The organism is Glycomyces sp. NPDC049804 (assembly GCF_040674615.1).
Classification (GTDB): Bacteria; Actinomycetota; Actinomycetes; order Mycobacteriales; family Micromonosporaceae; genus Glycomyces; species Glycomyces niveus.
Genome location: NZ_JBFAMQ010000005.1, coordinates 333,512 through 354,504, shown reverse-complemented (window position 1 = coordinate 354,504; position 20,993 = coordinate 333,512). Strand labels below are relative to the sequence as shown.

20 protein-coding genes are annotated in these 20,993 nt (G+C 70.1%); 12 read left to right on the top strand and 8 right to left on the bottom strand.

The genetic code is table 11. The annotated features are described in order from the left end of the window. Nucleotides 1-143: 143 nt before the first annotated feature. The gene (locus AB0K52_RS10715) at nt 144-611 is read left to right on the top strand and encodes a VOC family protein (protein WP_363529289.1); all 468 of its coding nucleotides are present in this window, start codon (nt 144-146) and stop codon (nt 609-611) included. Nucleotides 612-673: 62 nt separating this feature from the next. Here AB0K52_RS10715 and AB0K52_RS10710 read toward each other — a convergent pair whose 3' ends face one another. After that, a complete protein-coding gene (locus AB0K52_RS10710; protein ID WP_363529548.1) occupies nt 674-2,191 on the bottom strand; it encodes a carbohydrate-binding protein in 1,518 nt (505 codons plus the stop codon). Nucleotides 2,192-2,563: 372 nt separating this feature from the next. Here AB0K52_RS10710 and AB0K52_RS10705 point away from each other — a divergent pair, with 372 nt between their 5' ends. Together AB0K52_RS10705 and AB0K52_RS10700 are read left to right on the top strand one after the other, a co-directional pair. Continuing rightward, entirely contained in the window at nt 2,564-4,633 is a 2,070-nt protein-coding gene (locus tag AB0K52_RS10705) for a cellulase family glycosylhydrolase (protein WP_363529286.1), read from the top strand. A 171-nt stretch (nt 4,634-4,804) separates the two neighbouring features. Beyond that, a complete protein-coding gene (locus AB0K52_RS10700; RefSeq protein WP_363529283.1) occupies nt 4,805-5,248 on the top strand; it encodes a hypothetical protein in 444 nt (147 codons plus the stop codon). Between the two features lie 69 nt (nt 5,249-5,317). Here the strand turns inward: AB0K52_RS10700 and AB0K52_RS10695 are convergent, their stop codons facing one another. After that, nucleotides 5,318-6,313, bottom strand: coding sequence for a LacI family DNA-binding transcriptional regulator (locus tag AB0K52_RS10695; protein ID WP_363529281.1), 996 nt, complete (start codon nt 6,311-6,313; stop codon nt 5,318-5,320). A gap of 64 nt (nt 6,314-6,377) precedes the next feature. Further along, on the bottom strand, nt 6,378-7,907 hold the full coding sequence (locus AB0K52_RS10690; RefSeq protein WP_363529278.1) for an alpha-L-arabinofuranosidase C-terminal domain-containing protein: 1,530 nt from the start codon (nt 7,905-7,907) through the stop codon (nt 6,378-6,380). A gap of 181 nt (nt 7,908-8,088) precedes the next feature. Here AB0K52_RS10690 and AB0K52_RS10685 point away from each other — a divergent pair, with 181 nt between their 5' ends. Genes AB0K52_RS10685 through AB0K52_RS10675 form a run of 3 tightly spaced genes read left to right on the top strand, consistent with a single transcriptional unit; the run spans nt 8,089 to nt 10,514 of the window. After that, entirely contained in the window at nt 8,089-8,769 is a 681-nt protein-coding gene (locus AB0K52_RS10685) for a cyclase family protein (RefSeq protein WP_363529276.1), read from the top strand. A 27-nt stretch (nt 8,770-8,796) separates the two neighbouring features. Next, a complete protein-coding gene (pnuC, locus tag AB0K52_RS10680; protein WP_363529273.1) occupies nt 8,797-9,441 on the top strand; it encodes a nicotinamide riboside transporter PnuC in 645 nt (214 codons plus the stop codon). Then, nucleotides 9,438-10,514 carry an AAA family ATPase gene (locus AB0K52_RS10675; protein ID WP_363529270.1) on the top strand — a complete coding sequence of 359 codons (1,077 nt, stop codon included), beginning with the start codon at nt 9,438-9,440 and terminating at the stop codon, nt 10,512-10,514. Before pnuC ends, AB0K52_RS10675 begins: the two co-directional genes overlap by 4 nt. Before the next feature lie 48 nt (nt 10,515-10,562). Here AB0K52_RS10675 and AB0K52_RS10670 read toward each other — a convergent pair whose 3' ends face one another. Beyond that, nucleotides 10,563-12,530 (bottom strand): potassium transporter Kup, encoded by a 1,968-nt coding sequence (locus AB0K52_RS10670; RefSeq protein WP_363529267.1) that lies wholly within the window; start codon nt 12,528-12,530, stop codon nt 10,563-10,565. A 266-nt stretch (nt 12,531-12,796) separates the two neighbouring features. Between AB0K52_RS10670 and AB0K52_RS10665 the strand changes: the two genes are divergently transcribed. The 4 genes from AB0K52_RS10665 to AB0K52_RS10650 all read left to right on the top strand — a co-directional run bounded on the left by AB0K52_RS10665 (nt 12,797) and on the right by AB0K52_RS10650 (nt 15,610). After that, a complete protein-coding gene (locus AB0K52_RS10665; protein ID WP_363529264.1) occupies nt 12,797-13,978 on the top strand; it encodes an LLM class flavin-dependent oxidoreductase in 1,182 nt (393 codons plus the stop codon). Between the two features lie 2 nt (nt 13,979-13,980). After that, complete coding sequence (locus tag AB0K52_RS10660; protein ID WP_363529262.1) at nt 13,981-14,460, top strand: MarR family transcriptional regulator; 480 nt, start codon at nt 13,981-13,983, stop codon at nt 14,458-14,460. After that, entirely contained in the window at nt 14,457-15,305 is an 849-nt protein-coding gene (locus AB0K52_RS10655) for a CE1759 family FMN reductase (RefSeq protein ID WP_363529259.1), read from the top strand. Before AB0K52_RS10660 ends, AB0K52_RS10655 begins: the two co-directional genes overlap by 4 nt. Before the next feature lie 62 nt (nt 15,306-15,367). Beyond that, entirely contained in the window at nt 15,368-15,610 is a 243-nt protein-coding gene (locus AB0K52_RS10650; RefSeq protein ID WP_363529256.1) for a hypothetical protein, read from the top strand. Between the two features lie 73 nt (nt 15,611-15,683). On the opposite strand, the gene AB0K52_RS10645 is transcribed toward AB0K52_RS10650, so the two are convergent. Beyond that, entirely contained in the window at nt 15,684-16,649 is a 966-nt protein-coding gene (locus AB0K52_RS10645; RefSeq protein ID WP_363529253.1) for an NAD(P)/FAD-dependent oxidoreductase, read from the bottom strand. Between the two features lie 72 nt (nt 16,650-16,721). On the opposite strand from AB0K52_RS10645, the gene AB0K52_RS10640 reads away from it, so the two are divergent. After that, on the top strand, nt 16,722-17,309 hold the full coding sequence (locus tag AB0K52_RS10640; RefSeq protein ID WP_363529250.1) for an XRE family transcriptional regulator: 588 nt from the start codon (nt 16,722-16,724) through the stop codon (nt 17,307-17,309). Here the strand turns inward: AB0K52_RS10640 and AB0K52_RS10635 are convergent. Both AB0K52_RS10635 and AB0K52_RS10630 read right to left on the bottom strand, forming a co-directional pair. Then, nucleotides 17,306-18,232 (bottom strand): SDR family NAD(P)-dependent oxidoreductase, encoded by a 927-nt coding sequence (locus AB0K52_RS10635; protein WP_363529247.1) that lies wholly within the window; start codon nt 18,230-18,232, stop codon nt 17,306-17,308. The genes AB0K52_RS10640 and AB0K52_RS10635 overlap by 4 nt on opposite strands. A 65-nt stretch (nt 18,233-18,297) precedes the next feature. After that, entirely contained in the window at nt 18,298-19,026 is a 729-nt protein-coding gene (locus AB0K52_RS10630; RefSeq protein ID WP_363529243.1) for an HAD-IA family hydrolase, read from the bottom strand. A 156-nt stretch (nt 19,027-19,182) separates the two neighbouring features. Here AB0K52_RS10630 and AB0K52_RS10625 point away from each other — a divergent pair, with 156 nt between their 5' ends. After that, nucleotides 19,183-19,827 carry a phosphotransferase gene (locus tag AB0K52_RS10625; RefSeq protein WP_363529240.1) on the top strand — a complete coding sequence of 215 codons (645 nt, stop codon included), beginning with the start codon at nt 19,183-19,185 and terminating at the stop codon, nt 19,825-19,827. Between the two features lies 1 nt (nt 19,828). Here the strand turns inward: AB0K52_RS10625 and AB0K52_RS10620 are convergent, their stop codons facing one another. Next, nucleotides 19,829-20,962 carry a glutathione S-transferase C-terminal domain-containing protein gene (locus tag AB0K52_RS10620; RefSeq protein WP_363529237.1) on the bottom strand — a complete coding sequence of 378 codons (1,134 nt, stop codon included), beginning with the start codon at nt 20,960-20,962 and terminating at the stop codon, nt 19,829-19,831. Nucleotides 20,963-20,993: the final 31 nt, after the last annotated feature.

Sequence of the window (20,993 nt, the reverse complement as noted above, 5' to 3'; positions counted from 1 at the left end):
CGGCGGGGGGGCGCCCCCCCCGGGGGCCCCCCCCCCCCCGGGTCCCGGGCTGTTCCCCCCCCCCCCCCCCGCGCCGGGGGGTTGTGGGGCCCCCCCGCGGGCGCCCGCCAGCGGGCCCGCCCCGCAGACCAGGGAGGAACCACATGAACGCCGTGCAGCCGATACCCGACGAATACCCGCGTGTCACACCGTATCTGCACGTCAAAGGCGCAGCCGATGCCATCGGCTTCTACAAAAACGTGTTCGGCGCGAGCGAGCGCGGCCGCATGGACGGCCCCAACGGCTCCATCATGCACGCCGAGATCGAGATCGGCTCGTCGCTGATCATGGTCGCCGACGAGTTCCCCGACATGGACGCCTACGCCCCCGGCCACTACGGCGGCTCACCGGTGTCCATCCACGTCTACGTCCAGGACGCCGACGCCACCTTCGCCGCCGCGATCGCCGCCGGGGCGACCCCCCTCCACGAGGTCGCCGACCAGTTCTACGGCGACCGCACCGGGAGCTTCCAGGACCCGTGGGGCCACACGTGGCACGTCGCCAGCCGCTTCGAGGACGTCTCCCCCGAAGAGCTGGAGCGGCGGACGGCCGCGCAGCAGCGGCCGTCCTGAACGGCGAAAGGCGGCCCGTCCGGGATCGGACGGGCCGCCTGAGGTGAGGGCTCAGGCTCCGGCTACAGGGTCACCACCCTGCCGCCCAAGGTCACCACGAGCTTCCCGGTCGAGTCGAACGACCAGCCCAGAGCCCCGGAGTAGTTCGCGCAGCGCGAACCGTTCGAGCCCGACCAGAACTGGTTCGAGCCGTCCGCGTTGCCGGAGATGCTGTCGTTCGTGCCGCCGCTGAAGAAGCACGAGGTGTTGTTGCGGAACACGTGCGAACCGGAGCTGAACTGGAAGTTCCGTTCCTCGCTGTCGATGCTGAGGTTGTTCGAGATCGTCATCGAGCCGGGGTTCGAGTTGAACGTGAACCCGTGCTGGCCGTTGTCGAACGCGATGCTCCGCACCACCGTGTGGTTGATCGGGACGCTCTCCCCGCCGAGCTTGTAGCCGTTGCGGTCGCCGTTGCTGTAGACCGTGCCGTTGGAGAGGGTGCCGTTGCGGTACGACAGCGAGTCCTCGATGCGCACCGTCCCGATCGGGTCGTAGTCGGAGTAGGTGTACAGGTCCCAGCCGTCGTCGGCGTTGTTGTGCGCCACCGCGTACCGGAACACGTTGCCCGAGCCCACCGTGAGCTTCGCGGCGAAGCCGTCGGCGTCCTCGCCGTCGGAGTCGGCGTTGTCGTGCGACTCGGCGCTGATGATGAGGTTGTTCGCCGGCCACGACGCCGTCGTGCTCGTGGACGACTGGCGCGAGAGCTGGACGCCGGAGTCGCGGTTGTAGCGGGTGAGCGTGCGCTCCAGGATGTTGTTGCTGCCGCTCACGAAGATGCCGTTGTCGCCGGCCCGCTCCACCGTGAGGCCCTTGAGGTGCCAGTAGTTCGCGTACAGCGCCAGACCCCGGTTCGCGGAGGCCTCGGACTGCGCCGAGAAGTTCAGGACCGGCCGCTCGCCCGGGTACGCCGCCAGCGTCGTGCGGGCGCTCGACGAGCCGCTGTCCTGGTCGATCACGATCGTGGACGAGTAGTTGTAAGTGCCGCCGCGCATGTAGATGGTGCCGCCCGCGTTCACCCGGCTCAGCGCCGAGGCCAGCGTGGTCGGGGCCGCCTCGGTGCCCGCGGCCGAGTCCGAACCGCCTGGGGCCACGTAGATCGCGCCGCTCGCCGGCGGGGTCGTGGGCACCGAGCCGCCGACCTCGAAGTCGAGGTAGTCGATGTTGGCGAGGCCGTCGGCGCTGGTGGCCGTGAGGCGGATCGTGTTGCTGCCGGCGTTCACCGGCACGGTCAGCGTCTTGGTCGACCAGGTGGTCCAAGCGCCGGTGCCCGCGAAGGCGCTGGCGGACTGGGCGACCGAGCCGTTGACGGTGATGTCGGCGGGACGGGCGGCGGTGGTGCCGTTGGCGTACCGGATGCCAAGGGTGGCGGTGCCCGCGCTGGCGGCGTTCACCGTGAACTGGGCCGTCGCACCTGTCGTGTTGGGGGTGTTGCAGAACCCGCTGCCGGAGAACCCGGCGTTGTTGGAGTCGATGGTGCCGGAGCAGGTCGCGGGCGAGGTCTCGGCCTCGTAGCGGATCGGCGCCGCCGAGGCGGCGTTCATGGCGACCAGGGTGGCCGCGGTGGCGATGATGCCGGCGAAGCCGGCAACGAGCGCGGTGCGCACGCTTCTTCGACGTGACATGTTGCTTCCTTTCGCAACTACGTTGTCGCGCTGGGGGTGAGGACCCCAGCCGCCGACGATCAAACATCGAAATGTATGAATCAATCGGTTGCCATGAGCGTAAGGAAAAGGCTTTCCTCTGTCAAGGGTGCAAATCAGGCATTCCTGCTCCCGCCCGGTTGACCCGGCTCGTGCCGGCTTCGGTCGCCGATTGACAAAGTTGCGTCTCCCAACTTAATCTTGCATTGAGGATGGTCGATGAACCTCCCCGCTCGACCCCCTCTCGTAGTCAACGCGGACTTAAGGAGCGCCATGCAAGGCGTCAAACGACGAACCCGCCGATGGATCACCCTGGTGGTGATGGCGGTCGCCACGATGGCGGCCGGACTCGGCGTGCTCGCCCCCTCAGTGGCCTACGCGGCCGAAGGCTGCAAGGTCGAATACAAGGTCGCCAGCCAGTGGCCCGGCGGCTTCACCGGCAATGTCAACATCACCAACCTCGGCTCGCCCGTCAACAAATGGGACCTGGTCTGGACCTTCCCCAACGGCCAGCGCATCACCCAGGTCTGGAGCGCCACCACCACGAACTCCGGTGACACCTACACCGCGAAGAACGTGGACTACAACGCCAAGATCGCCACCAACGGCTCGGTCTCCTTCGGCTTCAACGGCTCCTGGTCCGGCACCAACGGCGTGCCGACCCAGTTCAAGCTCAACGGCGTCGTCTGCGACGGCACCAGCGGAGAGCCCACCAGCACCCCGCCCACCACCACGCCGCCGCCCACCGGCGAAGCCACCGCGATGGAGGTCGTCGCGGCCATGGAGCCGGGCTGGAACCTCGGCAACACCCTCGACGCGGTGGGCGCCGACGAGACCGCGTGGGGCAACCCTCGCGTCACCCAGGAGCTGATCGACAACGTGGCCGCCCAGGGGTACAACAGCATCCGCATCCCCGTCACCTGGGACAACCACCAGTCCAAGACCGCCCCGTACGCCGTCGAGGACGCCTACCTCGACCGCGTCGAAGAGGTCGTGGGCTACGCGCTCAACGCCGACCTGCACGTGCTCATCAACATCCACCACGACTCGTGGATCTGGATGGCGGACATGAACACCAACCGCGCGGAGGTGGAAGCCCGCTACGAGGCCATCTGGACCGAGGTCGCCACCCGCTTCCGCGACGCTCCGCCGGAAGTCCTGTTCGAGAGCGTGAACGAGCCGCAGTTCAAGAATGTGGACGAAGCGACCGCCCACGCCCTCCTGGACGACCTCAACACCTCGTTCCACGAGATCGTGCGCGGCACCGGCGGCGGCAACGCCACCCGCGTCCTGGTCCTCCCGACGCTGCACACCAACGCCGGCCAGGTCCACCTCGACGCGCTCAGCGCCACGATCGACGCCCTGAACGACGAGAACATCGCCGCGACCATCCACTACTACGGCTTCTGGCCCTTCAGTGTGAACGTCGCGGGCTACACGAAGTTCAACGCCGAGGTCCAGGCCGACATCGAGGGGTACTTCGACCGGGCCCACGCCGAGTTCGTCGCCAACGGCATCCCGGTCATCGTGGGCGAGTGGGGCCTGCTGGGCTTCGACGTCCACACCGGGACCGTCCAGCAGGGCGAGAAGCTGAAGTTCTTCGAGTACATGCAGTACTACGCGGCGCAGAAGGGCCTCACCCTCCAGCTCTGGGACAACGGCCAGCACTTCAACCGGACCACCTTCCAGTGGCGGGACCAGGAGCTCTTCGCGATGATGAAGGCCGGCTGGACCACCCGCTCGGGCACGGCCTCCTCGGACCAGGTGTACGTGGCCAAGTCCGGCGCGGTCTCGGACGTCTCGCTGACGCTCAACCCGAACGGCACCACGTTCCAGGCGCTGCGCCTGGGCTCGACCAACCTCGTGCAGGGCACCGACTACACGGTCTCGGGCGACACCCTGACGATCAAGGCGAGCCGGCTGACGGCCCTGCTGGGGGACCGCAGCTACGGCGTGACGGCGAACCTGCACGCGGTGTTCTCGCAAGGGGCGCCGTGGCGGATCAGCGTCATCTCCTACGACCAGCCGACCATGTCGGCGGCCACGGGCGCCACGGACTCGTTCGCGATCCCGACCCAGTTCAACGGCGACCAGCTGGCGACCATGGAGGCGAAGTACGCCGACGGCACGCCCGCCGGCCCGCAGAACTGGACCTCCTACAAGGAGTTCGCGCGCGCGTTCAGCCCCGACTACGCGGCCGGCACGATCAGCCTCCCGCAGACGTTCTGGAACGACGTGAACGACGGCCAGAAGGTCACCTTGACGTTCCACTTCTGGAGCGGCAAGACCGTCACCTACTACGTGACCGAGTCCGGCGGCAGCGCCACCGGCTCGCTCACCTGACCTGAGCAGTGACGAACGGCCCCCGGCGCGCGCGCCGGGGGCCGTTCCCCATCCGCCGAAGAATCTCGTGGGAGCGGTGCAACCCGCCGTCTTCGCGTCGACGTATTCATATTCGACGATCCCCAACGTCCACAACGGCCTCGGGCCGCCACCCTCGAAATTGGAGACCGCATGTCCATCCGCTCATCCAAGCTCGCCCTCCGCGCCGCCACGGCGCTCGCCGCCGCGCTCGTCGCGGGCTTCGCACTCGCCCCGGGCGCCGCCCAGGCCGCCTCCAGCGGCACGGCGTTCTGGAAGGACCCCGCCCAGATCTACAACGGCGGCCGCGCCGAGAGCTCGAGCTCGGGGGAGAACCTGGCGCTCCTGGACTTCCGCGCCGACGGCTGGGGCACCCGCGCCCAGCTGCAGGTCAAGACCCTCGACCCGGCCGGGTACTGGTACTGGAAGAACACGGGCCCGGTCTGCTTCGACGACACCAACACGAGCAACTCCGCCGGCGGCATGACCGTCTGCGACAGCAACGTCGCCGAGGGCGCCACCTACCGGATCCACATCTGGGCCTCCCAGAGCGGGACCTACAAGTGGCACAACTACAGCGGCGAGATCACGGCCTAAGCGGCCGACAGCGCTGAACCGCCGAGCGGTTCGAGCGGCCCTGGCGTTGGGGGCCAGGGCTGCGAAGGCTCAGCGGGTGGACTCGCGGACCACGAGCTCGAACGGGGCCGTGTGGTCCTGCGGCTCGCGCTGCGGGTCCTCCAGGCGCGAGACGATGAGCTCCACGGCCTTCTCGGCCATCCAGCGGTGCCCGGGAGCCACAGTGGACAACGACGGCGTGAGGAACTCCGCGACCGAGATGTCGTCGAAGCCCACCACCCGCACGTCCTCCGGACAGCGCAGGCCCAGATCCGCCAGGCCGCGCATGACCCCGATCGCCACCGTGTCCGTGATCGCCACGACCCCGTCGAAGTCGACGCCCGCCTCGTGCAGGTCGTGCACCGCGCGGCGGCCCGTCTCCTGGCCCATGCCCGACAGGCACACCAGCGCCGGGTCCACCGGGATCCCCGCCGCCTTCAACGCCTCCGTGTAACCTCGGTACCGGCGCGAACCCACGTGCACGCCTTCGAGACTCCACCCGGTCACGTTCGCGATCCGCGTGCAGCCGCGCTCGATCAGATGCTCGGTGGCCGCCCGCGACCCGGCCTCGTTGTCCATGCCCACATGGTCGATCGCCTGCCCGTAGTCCCGCTCGCCCAGCATCACGATCGGGAAGTCGCCCCAAGTGTGCGCCTGCTCCTTGGGATCGAGGATCACGGCGCTGATGATGAGACCGTCGAACTGCAGCCGGTGCGACTGCGAGATCGCCTCCGCCTCGCCCTCGGCCGCCGCCCCGGTCTGCTCGATCGCCACATGGAACCCCTTGGCGGCCGCCGCGGCGATCACATGCTCGCCCAGCACCCCGAAGTACGGCTGGTCGACGCCGGGCACCGCGAGGCCGATGACCCCGGTGCGCCCGGCCTTCAACGTGCGGGCGTTGACATTGAGGCGGTAACCGGACTGCTGGACGGCGTCGAGCACGCGCCGGCGCACGGGGTCGCTCACCCCGGGCCGGTTGTTGACCACATTGGATACCGTCATCTTCGACACCCCGGCCAGCCGCGCCACGTCGCTCATCGTCACCATGTCAGTTACCGCCTCTCATCTGCCGCTCCATCCTCCCATCATCCGATGGGCGGAACCTCTCCCGCTACGCGAGCGCGCCGGAGACCGTGACGAACGAGTGCGCCGGCAGGTGCACGCGCAGCTTCGAGCCCTCGAGCTTCACACCCTCGTGCGCGCGCGGCGCCACGGCCTCGAGGGCCTCCGGGGTGTTGTGCGCCTGCAGCGAGTCGGCGGTCAGGATCAGCGCCTCGAACTCGCCGAGGCCCCCGCCGCGCAGGTCGACCTCCACGTCCCGGCCCGCCTCGGCGTCCAGGTTCGACAGCGAGACCAGCAGGCGGCCGTCCTTGCGGGAGGCCGAGACCGAGACCGTCGGCAGCTCCTTGCCGTCCACCTCGCGCGTCGGGACGCCCGCCGGGGCGTCCACGCGCAGCGACGCCGCGTCCTGGTGGCCCTTGTTCATCTGGAACACGTGGTAGGTCGGCGTCAGCACCAGTGCGCCCGAGTCCGGGTCGGTGAGGATCATCGCCTGCAGCACGTTCACCGTCTGCGCGATGTTCGCCATGACGAGCCGGTCGGCGTGCTTGTGGAAGATGTCGAAGTGCAGGCTCGCCACCAGCGCGTCGCGCATCGTGTTCTGCTGGTACAGGAACCCGGGGTTCGTGCCCGGCTCCACGTCCCACCAGGTGCCCCACTCGTCCATCACGATCCCGATCTCCTTGGTCGGGTCGTACAGGTCCATCACGTTCGAGTGGCCCGTCAGCAGCTCGTCGGTGTGGAGGGCCTTGAGCATCGTCGTGTAGTACTCGTCGGTCGAGAACTCCTTCGCGTCGCCCTTCTTGTCCCAGGTGCCGCCGATCGTGTAGTAGTGCAGCGAGACCGCCTGGTAGAGCTTGCGCTCGACGCGCTGGCAGCCGAGGTGGCCCAGCTGCTCCATGAGCTTCTGGGTCCACTGGTAGTCGGCGTCGGCGGCGCCGGCGGCGATGCGGTAGAGCTTGTTGTCGCCGTAGTCGCGGCAGTAGGTGGCGAACTTGCGGGCCTCCAGGGCGTACTGCTCGGCGTTCATGTTGCCGCCGCAGCCCCAGGGCTCGTTGCCCAGGCCCCAGAACTTGACCTTCCACGGCGCTTCGCGGCCGTTGGCCTTGCGCAGGCGCACCATCGGGGAGTCGCCCTCGCGGGTGAGGTACTCGATCCACTCGCTCATCTCGCGGACGGTGCCGGAGCCGACGTTGCCGGCGATGTACGGCTCGGTCTCCAGCAGCTCGCACAGGTCCATGAACTCGTGGGTGCCGAAGCTGTTGTCCTCCTCGACCCCGCCCCAGTGGGTGTTGATCATGACGGCGCGGTCCTCCTTGGGGCCGATGCCGTCCATCCAGTGGTACTCGTCGGCGAAGCAGCCGCCGGGCCAGCGCAGGTTGGGGATGTCGAGCGCGCGCAGGGCTTCGACCACGTCGAGGCGGATGCCGCGCACGTTGGGGATGTCGGAGTCCTCGCCGACGTAGAACCCGCCGTAGATGCAGCGGCCGAGGTGCTCGGCGAAGTGGCCGTACACGTGCTTGCTGATCTGGGGACCTTCGATATCGACGTTGATGACGGCGGAGACGGCGTCGTTGCTCATAGGGGCCTTCCTGGCGGTCGAGCGGATGACAAGCGATCTTTATCGGTAAAGCGCGGTTCACTCTACCCGGTCCCATACCCGCCGTGTCAAGCCCGCCGCACCACCGGGCACCGACGTCCCGTGCAATGAGCACCGGCCGATACCCGTGGACACGCCGCGGCACTTCGTGATTCCATGCGGCATGGCCGAAAGCAACCGCAGACTCGTCGAACTCAACCACCCCATCACCGCGGGTATGACCACCTACCCGGGCATGCCCGGACCCGCTATCACCCCGTACCTGACCTGGGAGGACTCCCACTCCCACTACGAGGACGGCACCGAGTTCTCCATCGGCCGCATCGACATGATCGCCAATACCGGCACCTACCTCGACACCCCCAGTCACCGCTACCGCGACGGCTACGACCTCGCCGGGCTCGACCTCGCCAAGGTCGCCGACGTGCCCGTCACCCTCATCGACCTCACCGGCGCCGACCGCGCCATCGGCCCGGACGCGCTCACGGGCGCCGCCATCGGCGGCACCGCCGTCCTCCTGCGCACCGACTGGTCCCGCCACTGGGGCACCGAGACCTACGGCGACACCGCCGCCGCTCCCTACGTCACCGCCGACGGCGCGCAGCACCTCGTCGAAGCGGGCGCGGTCCTCGTCGGCATCGACAGCGTGAACATCGACAACGCCGCCAGCGGCGGCCCTCGCCCCGCCCACTCGACGCTCCTCGCCGCGGGCGTGCCCATCCTCGAACACCTCACCGGCCTCGAACAGCTCCCCGCCACCGGGGCCCGCCTCCACGCCGTCCCGCCCCGCATCGAGGGCTTCGGCACCTTCCCCACCCGCGCCTACGCCGTCATCGGAGCCTAGCCCCGCACTGAGAGGACCCCGCCCCTCATGAACGCCCTCATGGAAATCCTGTACCTCCCCCTGTTCACGATCGCCGACGTCCCCACCACCCTCGCCGAAGGGCTCGCCTTCGTCACCGGCGCGCTCTGCGTCTGGCTCGTCGCCCGCCAGCACCTCGCCAACTGGGGCCTCGGCATCGCCAACTGCCTCCTGTTCATCCTGATCTTCACCGACAGCGGCCTCTACGCCGACGCCGCGCTCCAGATCGTCTTCATCGCCCTCGGCGTCTACGGCTGGTGGAACTGGGTCAAAGGCGGCGGCCCCGCCGCCGACACCCTCCCGGTGAGCCGCACCGGCCGCCTCGAATGGTTCGCCCTCACCGGCGCGGGCCTCATCGGACTCGCCGGGATCGCGGTCCTGCTGACCACCGCCACCGACTCCACCGTGCCCTTCTGGGACGCCCTCACCACCGTGCTCTCCCTCATGGCCACCTACGGCCAGTGCCGCAAGCGCGTCGAATCCTGGTACCTGTGGATCGCGGCCGACATCGTCTACGTCCCGCTATACGCCTACAAGGGCCTCTACCTCACCTCGATCCTCTACATCGGGTTCATGGCCCTGTGCGTCATGGGACTCCTCAACTGGCGCAGAGACCTCGCCGCACAAGCGCAGCCCGCGGAGGCGGCCGCGTGAAACCCGAGCACGGCCTGGTCCTCGGCAAGTTCTACCCGCCGCACGCCGGCCACCACCACCTCATCCGCACCGCCGCGGCCGGATGCGAACGCCTCACCGTCCTCGTCTCCCACGCCACCGTCGAATCCATCCCGATGGCCACCCGCGTGGCCTGGATCCAGGAGGCCCACCCGGACGCCCGCGTCATCGGGACGATCGACGACGTCCACATGGACCTCCACGACGAGAAGATCTGGCAGGCCCACGTCGACATCTTCAAAGCCGCCGTGCCCGAACGGATCGACGCGCTCTTCACCTCCGAGTCCTACGGCCCCGAACTCGCCCGCCGCCTCGGCGCCGTCCACGTCGAGGTCGACCAGGACCGCGGCGCGTTCCCGGTCTCCGGCACCGCCGTGCGCGCCGACCCGGCCGCCAACTGGGACTTCCTCGAAGGCCCCGTGCGCGCCGGCCTCACCCGCCGCATCGTGGCCCTCGGCGCCGAGTCCACCGGCACCACCACCCTCGCCGAAGCGCTGGCCGCGCACTACCGCGAGCGCGGCGGCGTCTGGGCCGCCACGCGCTGCGTCGCCGAGTACGGCCGGACCTACAGCGAGGAGCGGCTCCGCGCCCTCCAGCGCGAGGACCCGGACGCGACCTGGGACGACGTGCGCTTCACGACCGAGGAGTTCCCGCTGATCGCCAAGCGGCAGAACGAACTCGAGGAAGCCGAGGCCCGCTGCACCGGCCCGGTCCTGGTCTGCGACACCGACGCGTTCGCCACCGGGATCTGGCATGAGCGGTACCTCGGCGACCGCAGCTCCGGGGTCGAATCGATCGGGGACGCGCTCGAACACGACCTCTACCTGCTCACCGACCACGAAGGCGTGCCGTTCGAGGACGACGGCCTCCGCGCCGACGAGCACCTGCGCCCCTGGATGACCGCCCGCTTCGAGGCCGAGCTCGAGCGCACCGGCCGCCCGTACGTGAAACTCCAAGGCCCGCACGAGCAACGGCTCGAGCAGGCCGTCGCAGCGGTCGACGCCCTCATCGCCGCGGGCTGGCACTTCGCGAGCCCGCTGCCCGAATACCGCTGAGCGGCAGAGGGAAACGACCCGGGCGAACCCGCCCGGGCCGTTCCGCGATCAGACCTCGATGTGGGAGCCGACGATGATCGTGCGGTCCCGCGGGAGCTGGAAGTGCTCGGCCGCGTCCGAGGTGATGTGCGAGGTGGCGATGAAGAGGTGCTTGCGCCAGGTCGCCATCGTCGGCTCGGTGCCGGCCCGCAGCTGGATGGTGGACAGGAAGTAGACCGCCTTGTCCAGGCGGAGCCTCCGGCCCTCCGACTGCTCGGGGCGGACCAGCCGCAGCGCGCGCGGCACGTCCGGGGTCTCGGCGTAGCCGAAGCGGACGGTCACGTGGATGACCGAGTCCTGGCAGTGCCCCAGGTCGTCCACCTCCACGCGTTCGGACTCGGGCACCCGCGGCACCGGCTCGGTCTGGACCGAGAGCACCACGGTCTGCGCGTACCGGGCGTGGTTGAGCTCCAGCGCGGCGCGCAGCGCGAGCGGCGCGGAGTCCTTGCCCCGGCCCAGGAACACGCCCGTGCCGGGCACTTGGGCGGCCTTCGGCTCGCCGCGGCGCATCTTGTCGACGAACTCGCGCAGCGGCCCCTCGCGGCGCTCGCGCTCGGCCGAGACGACCTCGCGGCCGCGCTGCCAGGTGACCATCACCGTGAACGCCGTGACGCCGATGAGCAGCGGCAGCCACGCGCCGTGGATGATCTTGGTGCTGCTGGCGGCCAGGAACGTCACGTTGAGCGCCAGGAGCAGACCGCCGCCGGTCGCCAGGAACCACCGCGGCGTGCCCCAGCGGACGCGCGCGAAGTACAGGAACAGCAGCGTGACGATGACGATCGTCCCGATGACGGCCATGCCGTAGGCGAACGCCAGGGCCTCGGACGAGCGGAAGGCGAACACCAGAGTCAGGACCGAGACCATGAGCAGCCAGTTGATCCACGGCACGTAGATCTGCCCGAAGTGGTGCTCGGAGGTGTGCGCGATCCGTAGCCTCGGCAGGTAGCCCAGCTCGGAGGCTTGCGCGGCCACCGAGTACGCGCCGCTGATGACGGCCTGTGAGGCGATCACCGTCGCAGCTCCGGTGAGGAACAGCAGCGGGATGCGCGCCCACTCCGGGGCGAGTAGGAAGAACGAACCCTGGATGTTCCCGGTGTCCTCCAGGATGAGCGCGCCCTGGCCCATGTAGTTGAGCAGCAGCGCCGGGAAGACCATGAACAGCCACGCGCGCGAGATCGGCTTGCGCCCGAAGTGGCCCATGTCGGCGTACAGGGCCTCGGCGCCGGTGAAGGTCAGGATGACGGCCGCGAGCGCGAAGAACGCGACGTCGAAGTGGCCGAACAGGAAGTCGATCGCGTACGTGGGGGAGAGCGCCCGCAGGATCTCGGGGTTGCGTGCGATGCCGCCGAGGCCGAGCGTGGCCAGGACGGTGAACCACACGATCATGACGGGGCCGAACCAGCGGCCGATGACGGCGGTGCCTTTGCGCTGGAACACGAAGAGCAGCAGGATGATCGCGACCGTCGCAGGGATGACGATCGCCTCGAGGTCGGGGTTGACCGTCTTGACGCCTTCGACCGCCGAGAGCACCGAGATCGCGGGTGTGATCATGCTGTCGCCGAGGAACAGCGCCGCGCCGAAGACGCCGAGCGCTGCGAGCGTCAGCCCGGCCTTGCGCCCCCGGCCATGGCTGTGGCGGCGGATCAGCGTGATGAGGGCCATGATGCCGCCCTCGCCGTCGTTGTCCAGGCGCATCACGAGGCCCACGTAGAAGACGGTCACGATCACCACGAGCGACCAGAAGATCAGCGAGACGACGCCGTAGACGTTGGCGATGTCGATGGGCACCGGGTGGGGGTCGGCGGGGTTGAAGATCGTCTGGAGGGCGTAGATCGGGCTGGTGCCGATGTCGCCGTAGACGACGCCGAGAGCACCGACGAGGAGGGCGAGCTTGGTCGTGCTCCGGGCGGGGACGGGACCGGCGGGGGGAGGCTCGAGGGCCGCCTCGGTGGTGCCGGCGGTGGGTTGAGCGGTCAAGGGTGTGCTCCTTTCCGCTGCCGGATGCTAGCCGGGCGCCCGGAGGAAAACCCTCGATGCGATCGATATTCGCGAATACTTACGCTTCCTTGACGGCGACCGCCCGAATGCATACGCCCCCTTGACGCCCGGCCCGCCGCGGCACACCCACGCCATGGTGTGACCAGTGCCTCCCCTGGATCGGAATTATCCCGGCCCCCGGCTCGTTAAGGTAGATGCAAACGCATGAAGATCGCACCGCTGCGGCGGGGAGAGCAGGGATTACGATGCAGTTCGGAGTCTTCTCAGTCAGTGACATCACGCGCGACCCGGTGTCGGGGGAGACCCCGTCCGAGGCCGAGCGGATCGACGGCATCCTCAAGATCGCCGTCAAGGCCGAAGAGGTGGGCCTCGACGTGTTCGCCATCGGCGAGCACCACAACCCGCCGTTCTTCTCCTCCTCCCCGACGACGCTGCTGTCGCACATCGCCGCCCTCACCGAGCGGCTGATCGTGACCACGGCGACCACCCTGATCACCACGAACGACCCGGTGCGCATCGCCGAGGAGTACGCGATGCTCCAGCACCTGTCGAAGGGCCGCATGGACCTCATGCTCGGGCGCGGCAACACCGCTCCCGTCTACCCGTGGTTCGGCCAGGACATCCGCCAGGGCCTGCCGCTCGCTCTCGAGCACTACAACCTGCTGCACCGGCTGTGGCGCGAGGACGTGGTGGACTGGGAGGGCGAGTTCCGCACCCCGCTGCAGGGCTTCACCTCGACGCCGCGCCCGCTCGACGATGTGCCGCCGTTCGTGTGGCACGGCTCGATCCGCACGCCCGAGATCGCCGAGCAGGCCGCGTTCTACGGCAACGGCTACTTCGCCAACCACATCTTCTGGCCCACGTCGCACTCCAAGCGCCTCGTGGACTTCTACCGCCAGCGCTTCGAGCACTACGGCCACGGCACGCGCAAGCAGGCGATCGTGGGGCTCGGCGGCCACGCGTACATCGCGAAGCGCTCGCAGGACGCGGTGAGCGAATTCCGCCCGTACTTCAACGAGGCCCCGGTGTACGGCCATGGCCCGTCCCTGGAGGAGTTCACGCGCGGCACGCCGCTCTCGGTGGGCAGCCCGCAGGAGGTCATCGACAAGACCCTGACCTTCCACGACGCCTTCGGCGACTACCAGCGCCAGATGTTCCTCATCGACCACGCGGGGATGCCGCTGAAGATGGTGCTCAACCAGCTCGACCTGCTCGGCGAGGAGGTCGTCCCGGTGCTGCGCAAGGAGCTGGCCGCCCGGCGCGACCCCGAGTCGGCCGAAGCGCCGACCCACGCGGCGCGCGTGCAGGCGAAGTACGGCGACGCCCCGGTGCGCCAGCCCCGCCCGAACGCCAACCGCGGCGACAACGTCACCGGCGCCTCGCCCTACCAGGACAGCGACGCCGCCGCCGAGTACCCGGAGATCTAGCCATGACCCGCAGCCGCAGCCGCCGCGCGAACGAGGCCTGGGAGTCGCTGCTGACCGCCCACGCTTCGCTCATGAAGCGGTTCGCCGCAGAGCCGATCTGGGGCGAGCTGTCCATGCGCGAGTACGACGTCCTCTACACGCTCTCGAAGCACGACGGCCCGCTGCGCCTGTTCGAGCTGGGACGCGGCGTGCTGCTCAGCCAGCCCGCCCTGTCCCGGCTCGTGGAGCGGCTCGCCGAGCGCGGCCTGATCGAGCGCACCGCCGACCCCGAGGACGGGCGGGGCGTCAGGCTCGCCCTCACCGAGGCCGGGCGCGAGCGGCAGCGGCGCGTCGGCGGCCGGCACGCCGTCGACGTCGCCCGCGCCGTCACGGCCGCCCTCACCGACGAGGAGATGGCCCAGCTCGAGGCCATCGGCCGCAAACTCGCCGCCCAAGGCGCGGCGACCCCCGCACAACGCAACCGGCAGGAGGCCGTGCTGTGACCGGCAAGCAGTTCCCACCCGACAGCACTCGTGACGACTCGCCGTCCCGTCTCGACGGCGCACATGACGACTCGCCGTTCCGTCTCGACGGCGCACATGACGACTCGCCGTTCCGTCTCGACGGCGCACATGACGACTCGCCGTCCCGTCTCGACGGCGCACATGACGACTCGCCGTTCCGGCTCGTCGTTGTCAGCGGCGGCACCAGCGACCCGTCCTCGACCAGGATGCTCGCCGACCGCATCGCCGACCGCGTGCGCACCCTCGCCGAGGAGCGCTCCGAGACCGTCGCCACCGACGTGATCGATCTGCGCGAGCTCGCGAGCGAGATCGCGACCGCTCTCGTCTCGCAGCTCATGGGCCCCAAGCTGACCCGCGCCGTCGAGCTCCTCGGGGCCGCCGACGCGGTCGTGGCGAGCGCCCCGGTGTACAAGGCCGCGCCGAGCGGCCTGTTCAGCTCCTTCTTCCACCTGCTCGACAACGACCTGCTCATCGCCAAGCCGGTGGTGCTCGCGGCGACGGCCGGCACGGCCCGCCACGCCCTGGTGGTGGACGAGCAGATGCGCTCGCTGTTCGCGTACCTGCGCACGCTGACCGTGCCGACCTCGGTCTTCGCCGCCACGGAGGACTGGAACTCGAAGGAGCTGGGGGAGCGGATCACGCGCGCCGCGATCGAGCTGCTCCTGCTCATGGAGTCCGGTTTCGCCGAGCAGGTCCGCAGCGAGTCGTGGAAGCACTACCAGCACGAGTACGGCAGCGCGGGCGGCACTGAGCTCGAGATCGACCTGAGCTCGGACCTGATGCGCCTGGCGACCGGCGGCTCGCGCGCGAAGCGCCCGTCCTAGCGGCGGTCCCCCCCGATGGCTCCGAACCGGTACTTTCGAAGGAACGCATACGGAGTGGAGGCGTGATGGGCGACGGCGGCGATGGCGGCGACGCGGTGGACTACGCCGCCGCCGAACTTCCGGTGGACTGGGCGAGCGAGGTCGTCGAGGCGGCCGCGGCCGCTCCTGACGACGAGTTCGAGGGCGTGTTCGTCCTCGGCGGACCCGGCGGCGGCGCCGATGCCCTCCGGAGCGAGCGGGAGCAAGGGGACGATCACATCGCCACGACCTGGGTCGAGCCTGACACCACATCGGGCACGCAGTAGATCAGGTGCGCAGTAAGGCAGCGAAGGTGCGGCGGCCGCAGGGCCGCCGCACCTTTCTCTTTGCCGCGCTTGGCTACCGGGCCCGGTACTCGGCCACGGCGGCCGCCGTGTCCTCGTTGACCAGCTCCATGTTGATCTGCGCCCCGGCCATCGCGCCCGCCGCGGCGGACGCGCCGACCTGTCCCATGAGGTCGGTGACATTGCCCGCGACCCACACGCCGGGGACGTCGGTTCGGCCGACCGGGTCGGCCGGGACGTGCTCGCCTGCGCCCGACTGGTGTTCGACCGTGGTGAGCCCCAAGCCCTTCAGGAACCCGGCCCGGGCCTCCATGCGGGACGCGGTGGCGAGGACGCTGCGCTCCACGAACTCGCCGCCGGCGAGCCGCACCCCGGTGATGCGCCCGTCCTCGGCCTCGATCCGCTCGATCGCGCCGTCCACGATCCGGGTGCCGCGCGCGATGAGCTTCTCGCGCTCCTCGGCCGGGAGCGCCAGCCGCTCGTTCGTGAAGACCACCAGGTCGGCGGTCCACTGCCGGAACAGCAGCGCGCCGTGCATCGACATCGGCCCGGTCGCGATGACGCCGATGGCCCGGTCGCGGACCTCCCAGCCGTGGCAGTACGGGCAGTGGATCAGGCCGCGGCCCCAGTGCTCGGCCAGGCCCGGGATCTCCGGGAGCCGGTCGACCAGGCCTGTGGTGACGAGCAGCTTGCGGGCCTTGACCTCCCGGCCGTCAGCGAGGGCGACGGCGAACCCGCCCTCGGCAGCCTTCGCGCCCGAGACCGCGCCGTCCACCACGTGGCCGCCGTACTGGCGCACCTCGCCGCGGCCGATCGCCAGCAGCTCGGCCGGCGGCATGCCCTCGCGTCCGAGCAGGCCGTGGACGCCCTCCGCCGGGGCGTTCCGCGGCTCGCCCGCGTCGATCACGGCCACCGCGCGCCGAGCGCGGGCGAGCATGAGCGCCCCGTTCAGACCCGCGGCGCCGCCGCCGACCACCACCACGTCGTACTGATCCCTCAGTTCATCGGTCACTGCGACCACCTCCGAGGACGACCGTAAGACCGACTCGGCGAAAATGGCAAATTATCTTGCCGTTATGGCAAAATCGCTGCCATGGATGAAGCGATGGACCAGGCCCTCGACGCGGTCGGCCCGCGCCTGCGCGCGCTGCGCAAGGAGCGCGAGGCGACCCTCGCCGACCTCTCGGAGCAGACCGGCATCTCCGTGAGCACGCTCTCGCGGCTCGAGTCGGGCGCCCGTCGGCCGACGCTGGAACTCTTGCTGCCCTTGGCGAAGGCCCACGGGGTCACCCTGGACGACCTCGTGGACGCCCCGCCCACCGGCGACCCGCGCGTCCACATGCGCCCGATCAAGCGCCACGGCATGATCTGCCTGCCGCTCACCCGCCGCCCCGGCGGCATCCAGGCCTACAAGCTGGTCATCCCCGGCGGCGCCCGGGGCGAGCCTGACCTGAAGGTCCACGAGGGGTACGAGTGGATGTACATCCTCAACGGCAACCTGCGGGTCGTGCTCGGCGAGCACGACTTCGTGATGAAGCCCGGCGAGGCCGCCGAGTTCGACACCCGCACCCCGCACTGGTTCGGCAGCGCCGACGAGCGGTCCGTGGAGTTCCTGAGCCTCTTCGGCAGCCAGGGCGAGCGGGCGCACCTGCGCGCCAAGCCGAAGGCCAAGGGCGCCTAAGCGAACGCGTTCACCCCGGTGAGTTCCGCGGAGTACGCCCAGAGTCGTTCGGCCTCAGCGGGATCGATCGCATGCTTGCGCACACCGGGGCCCTCGACGGTCACCTCGGCGACCTCGCAGTCCTCCAGGTAGACCCCGCCGAAGCCGTCGAGCCGCGGCGACGCGGCCGCCCAGGTCTGAGTGGCCGCGCCCTGCTCGGTGCTCTTGAAGTAGTCCGGCGGATTCCCGTCCGAGTCCATCCAGCCCAGCTCGCGCTGCTCCTCCACGGGGATGTGCCGCTGCAAGGGGGTGAGGATCGCCCCGGGGTGCAGCGCGAACGCCTTGACGCCGAGCCGGTCGAGCTCGACCGCGAACAGCACGTTCGCGGTCTTCGACTGGCCGTACGCCTGCCACCGGTCGTAGCCGTCCTCGAAGTGCGGGTCGTCCCAGCGGAGGGCCGAAATCCCGTGTCCTCCCGAGGAGACCGCCACGACGCGCGCGCCGTCGAGCAGCGGCATGAGGCGGTTGACGAGCGCGAAGTGCCCGAGGTGGTTGACCGCGAACTGGAGCTCCCAGCCCTGGTCGGTCCGAGTCTCAGGGCAGGCCATGACGCCCGCGCTGTTGACGAGGATGTCGATGCGCCGCCCGTCGGCGAGGCGGCGCTCGGCGAAGGCCTGGACGCTCGCGAGATCGGCGAGGTCGAGTTCGTCGACCTCCGCGCCCGCGATGCCGTCGAGGTTGGCCGCGGCCAGGCCCGGCCGCCGCGCGGGGACGACCACGGCGGCCCCGGCGTTCGCCAGGGCGCGCGTGGTCTCGAGGCCGATGCCGGAGTAGCCGCCGGTCACGACGGCCGTCTTCCCGGTGAGGTCGAGGCCGTCGAGGACGTCGGCGGCGGTTGAGCGGGCGTGGAAGCCCGATCCGATCGGTTGCTGCTTGTCGTTCATGCCTCGAAGCTACGACTTGGAGTGCACTCCAAGGCAAGTGCGCAGGTCAGTCTTCCGAGCTGCGCTCATTCGAGGAAATCGAGGACGTGCGAGAGACCTCGCTCGCCGAGGCGCACTTCGCCCGGGAGGATGTACGCGCGCAGGCCGGTGGCCGCCGCGCCGCCGTCCTTGGCGGGGTTGTCGCCCACCATGAGGGTGCGGCGGGGGTCGACGCCGAGGCGCTCGCACGCGGCGCGGAACAGCACGGGGTCGGGCTTCTCGGTGCCGTACTGGTAGGAGATGACGCGCACGTCGATGAGGTCGACGAGCCCGAAGTGCTCCATGTGGACGCCCACGTCCCACGGGAAGTCGGAGACGATGCCGGTCTTGATGCCGCGGCGGCGCAGTTCGCGCAGCAGCGGCTCGGTGTCGGGGTAGGGCACCCACGCGTCGGGGGCGGCGATCAGGGCGTACGCCTCGGCCTCGATGCCCTGGAGGTAGTCGACGTGCGCGAACCACCCGAGGAGGGCCGTCTCGTGCTGCTCGGCGGACTCGTCGCGGCCGACCTGCAAGGCGGCGACCTCGGGGATGCGGTAGGCCTCGCCGAGCTGGGCGACGGTCTTCTCGAGCAGTTCGTCGCCGAGCGGGCGGCCGGTCGCGGCGGCGACGCGGCGCAGCCAGGTGCCGGCGTCAATGAGTTTGAAAATAGTGTTGCTGAAGTCGAAGAGGACCGCCTCGATCGGCGGCACGGGCTCGGTCTGCTCGGCCTCGGTCGGCTGGTAGGCAACGGCTGAGTCGAAGAGGCTGTAGATCACGGCGGGCCTTCCGTCCTGGACTGCGGCGGTCGTCGCAACCGTAACCGAGCGCGGAGTCCCGGACTACGGTTCTCGCCGCACTTCACACCGCGAACCAGGAGTTCCACCGCCGTTAAACCGCTCGCCCGCCGGGCTTCGCCCCCGCATACTCGGCGGATGCGTCGACTGCCGCACGGCTACACGAACCAGACCACCGCCGACCAAGCCACCGTCGTCAAGCGCTACCAGGGGCCCGACGCCGCCGCGCGCCTGGCGCGCGAGCGTGAGCTCCTCGCCGACCTCGCCGGCGTGCTCCCGGTGCCGCCGCTGCTCGGCGCGGGTGACGAGAGCCTGATTCTCGGATTCGTCGCGGGCGAGCCGGGGCAGGAACTCATGGACGCCGGCGACCCCGAAGCAGTGCTGCGGGCCTGCGGGGAGGTCTTGCGCCGCATCCATGCCCGCCCGAGCGTCCTCGGCGCGGGCACGCTGGTCCACGGCGACTTCGGCCCGAACAACCTCCTGCTCGACCCGGAGACGTACGCGGTCGCGGCCGTGGTCGACTGGGAGTTCGCGCACCTCGGGGACCCGATCGAGGACCTGGCCTGGTGCGAGTGGATCGTCCGGATGCACCACCCGGACCGGGTCGGCGCGCTCGGCGCGTTCTTCGAGGGCTACGGCGCGTTCGTCCCGCGCTGGCCCGAACGCCGGGCCGCGATGGTCGACCGCTGCCTGGGCCTCCGGGAGTTCTGCCGCCGCTGGGACCCGGACGGGCCCGCCGTCGCCGAGTGGCAGCGGCGGGCCGAGGTCACCGCGGGCTGGTGAGTCAGTCCCGGTAGAGCGGGTTCGCACCGGGCGGCCGCTCCTCCTCGGCCACTGGGCCGGGCGCGGTGCCGTCGCCGAAGGGCTTGCCGCCCAAGGACTCCCGGCCGTGGTCGGAGAGCCAGTTCTCCAGGTCCGGCCCGGCGGGCACGACCTGAGTCGGGTTGATGTCCTCGTGCACGACGTAGTAGTGGCGCTTGATCTGGTCGAAGTCCACAGTGTCCCCGAAACCGGGGGTCTGGAAGAGGTCGCGCGCGTACGCCCACAGGACCGGCATCTCGGTGAGCTTGTTGCGGTTGCACTTGAAGTGGCCGTGGTAGACCGCGTCGAACCGGACCAGGGTCGTGAAGAGCCGCACGTCGGCCTCGGTGACCGCGTCGCCCATGAGGTAGCGGCGGTCGGCGAGGCGCTCCTCGAGCCAGTCGAGGGCGTCGAAGAGGCGGGCGTACGCCAGCTCGTACGCGCGCTGGGAGCCGGCGAAGCCCGCCCGGTAGACGCCGTTGTTGACCTCGGTGAAGATCCGCTCGATCACCGGGAGCATCTCGTCGGCCAGTGCGGCCGGGACCAGGTCGGGCGCGCCCTCGCGGTGGAACGCGGTCCACTGGGTCGAGAGGTCGAAGGTCAGCTGTGGGTAGTTGTTGGTGACCAGCTCTCCGGAGGGCACGTCCACGATCGCGGGCACGGTGATGCCGCGCGGGTAGTCGGGGAAGCGCTTGAAGTAGTGCTCCTGCAGCCGCTCGGTGCCGAGCACCGGGTCGCGGCCGTCCGGGTTGAGGTCGAAGGTCCACGAGCGCACGTCGTGCACCGGCCCCGGCGTCGCCAGCGAGAGCGCCTCCTCGAGGCCGAGGAGGCGGCGGATGATGATCGACCGGTGCGCCCACGGGCAGGCCCGCGCGGCCACGAGCCGGTAGCGGCCCGGCTCGACCGGCCAGGCCTGCGCGCCCTCGGTGAGCCCGGCCATGCGCGGGTCGCCGATCTTCGAGTGCGGCTCGACCGGGGCGGCCCGGACGGCCGCGGCGTCGGCGACGACGCGGTCCTCGATGTAGTTGGTGTCCCGGGTGAACTCGCCGCCGGTCACGTACGCGCCCTTGGTCGAGTGCTCGGTGCCGTCGGTCCGGTTCGGTTCGCTCTGTGCCACACGCCCAGCCTACGCACCGGTCATCGGACCG

What these genes read in the sequence shown, in the direction of transcription:
- AB0K52_RS10715 (WP_363529289.1), top strand. Translation starts at nt 144, where the DNA reads ATGAACGCCGTGCAGCCGATACCCGACGAATACCCGCGTGTCACACCG.
- AB0K52_RS10710 (WP_363529548.1), bottom strand. Translation starts at nt 2,191, where the DNA reads ATGAACGCCGCCTCGGCGGCGCCGATCCGCTACGAGGCCGAGACCTCG.
- AB0K52_RS10705 (WP_363529286.1), top strand. Translation starts at nt 2,564, where the DNA reads ATGCAAGGCGTCAAACGACGAACCCGCCGATGGATCACCCTGGTGGTG.
- AB0K52_RS10700 (WP_363529283.1), top strand. Translation starts at nt 4,805, where the DNA reads ATGTCCATCCGCTCATCCAAGCTCGCCCTCCGCGCCGCCACGGCGCTC.
- AB0K52_RS10695 (WP_363529281.1), bottom strand. Translation starts at nt 6,313, where the DNA reads ATGGTGACGATGAGCGACGTGGCGCGGCTGGCCGGGGTGTCGAAGATG.
- AB0K52_RS10690 (WP_363529278.1), bottom strand. Translation starts at nt 7,907, where the DNA reads ATGAGCAACGACGCCGTCTCCGCCGTCATCAACGTCGATATCGAAGGT.
- AB0K52_RS10685 (WP_363529276.1), top strand. Translation starts at nt 8,089, where the DNA reads ATGGCCGAAAGCAACCGCAGACTCGTCGAACTCAACCACCCCATCACC.
- pnuC (WP_363529273.1), top strand. Translation starts at nt 8,797, where the DNA reads ATGAACGCCCTCATGGAAATCCTGTACCTCCCCCTGTTCACGATCGCC.
- AB0K52_RS10665 (WP_363529264.1), top strand. Translation starts at nt 12,797, where the DNA reads ATGCAGTTCGGAGTCTTCTCAGTCAGTGACATCACGCGCGACCCGGTG.
- AB0K52_RS10660 (WP_363529262.1), top strand. Translation starts at nt 13,981, where the DNA reads ATGACCCGCAGCCGCAGCCGCCGCGCGAACGAGGCCTGGGAGTCGCTG.
- AB0K52_RS10640 (WP_363529250.1), top strand. Translation starts at nt 16,722, where the DNA reads ATGGATGAAGCGATGGACCAGGCCCTCGACGCGGTCGGCCCGCGCCTG.
- AB0K52_RS10635 (WP_363529247.1), bottom strand. Translation starts at nt 18,232, where the DNA reads ATGAACGACAAGCAGCAACCGATCGGATCGGGCTTCCACGCCCGCTCA.
- AB0K52_RS10625 (WP_363529240.1), top strand. Translation starts at nt 19,183, where the DNA reads ATGCGTCGACTGCCGCACGGCTACACGAACCAGACCACCGCCGACCAA.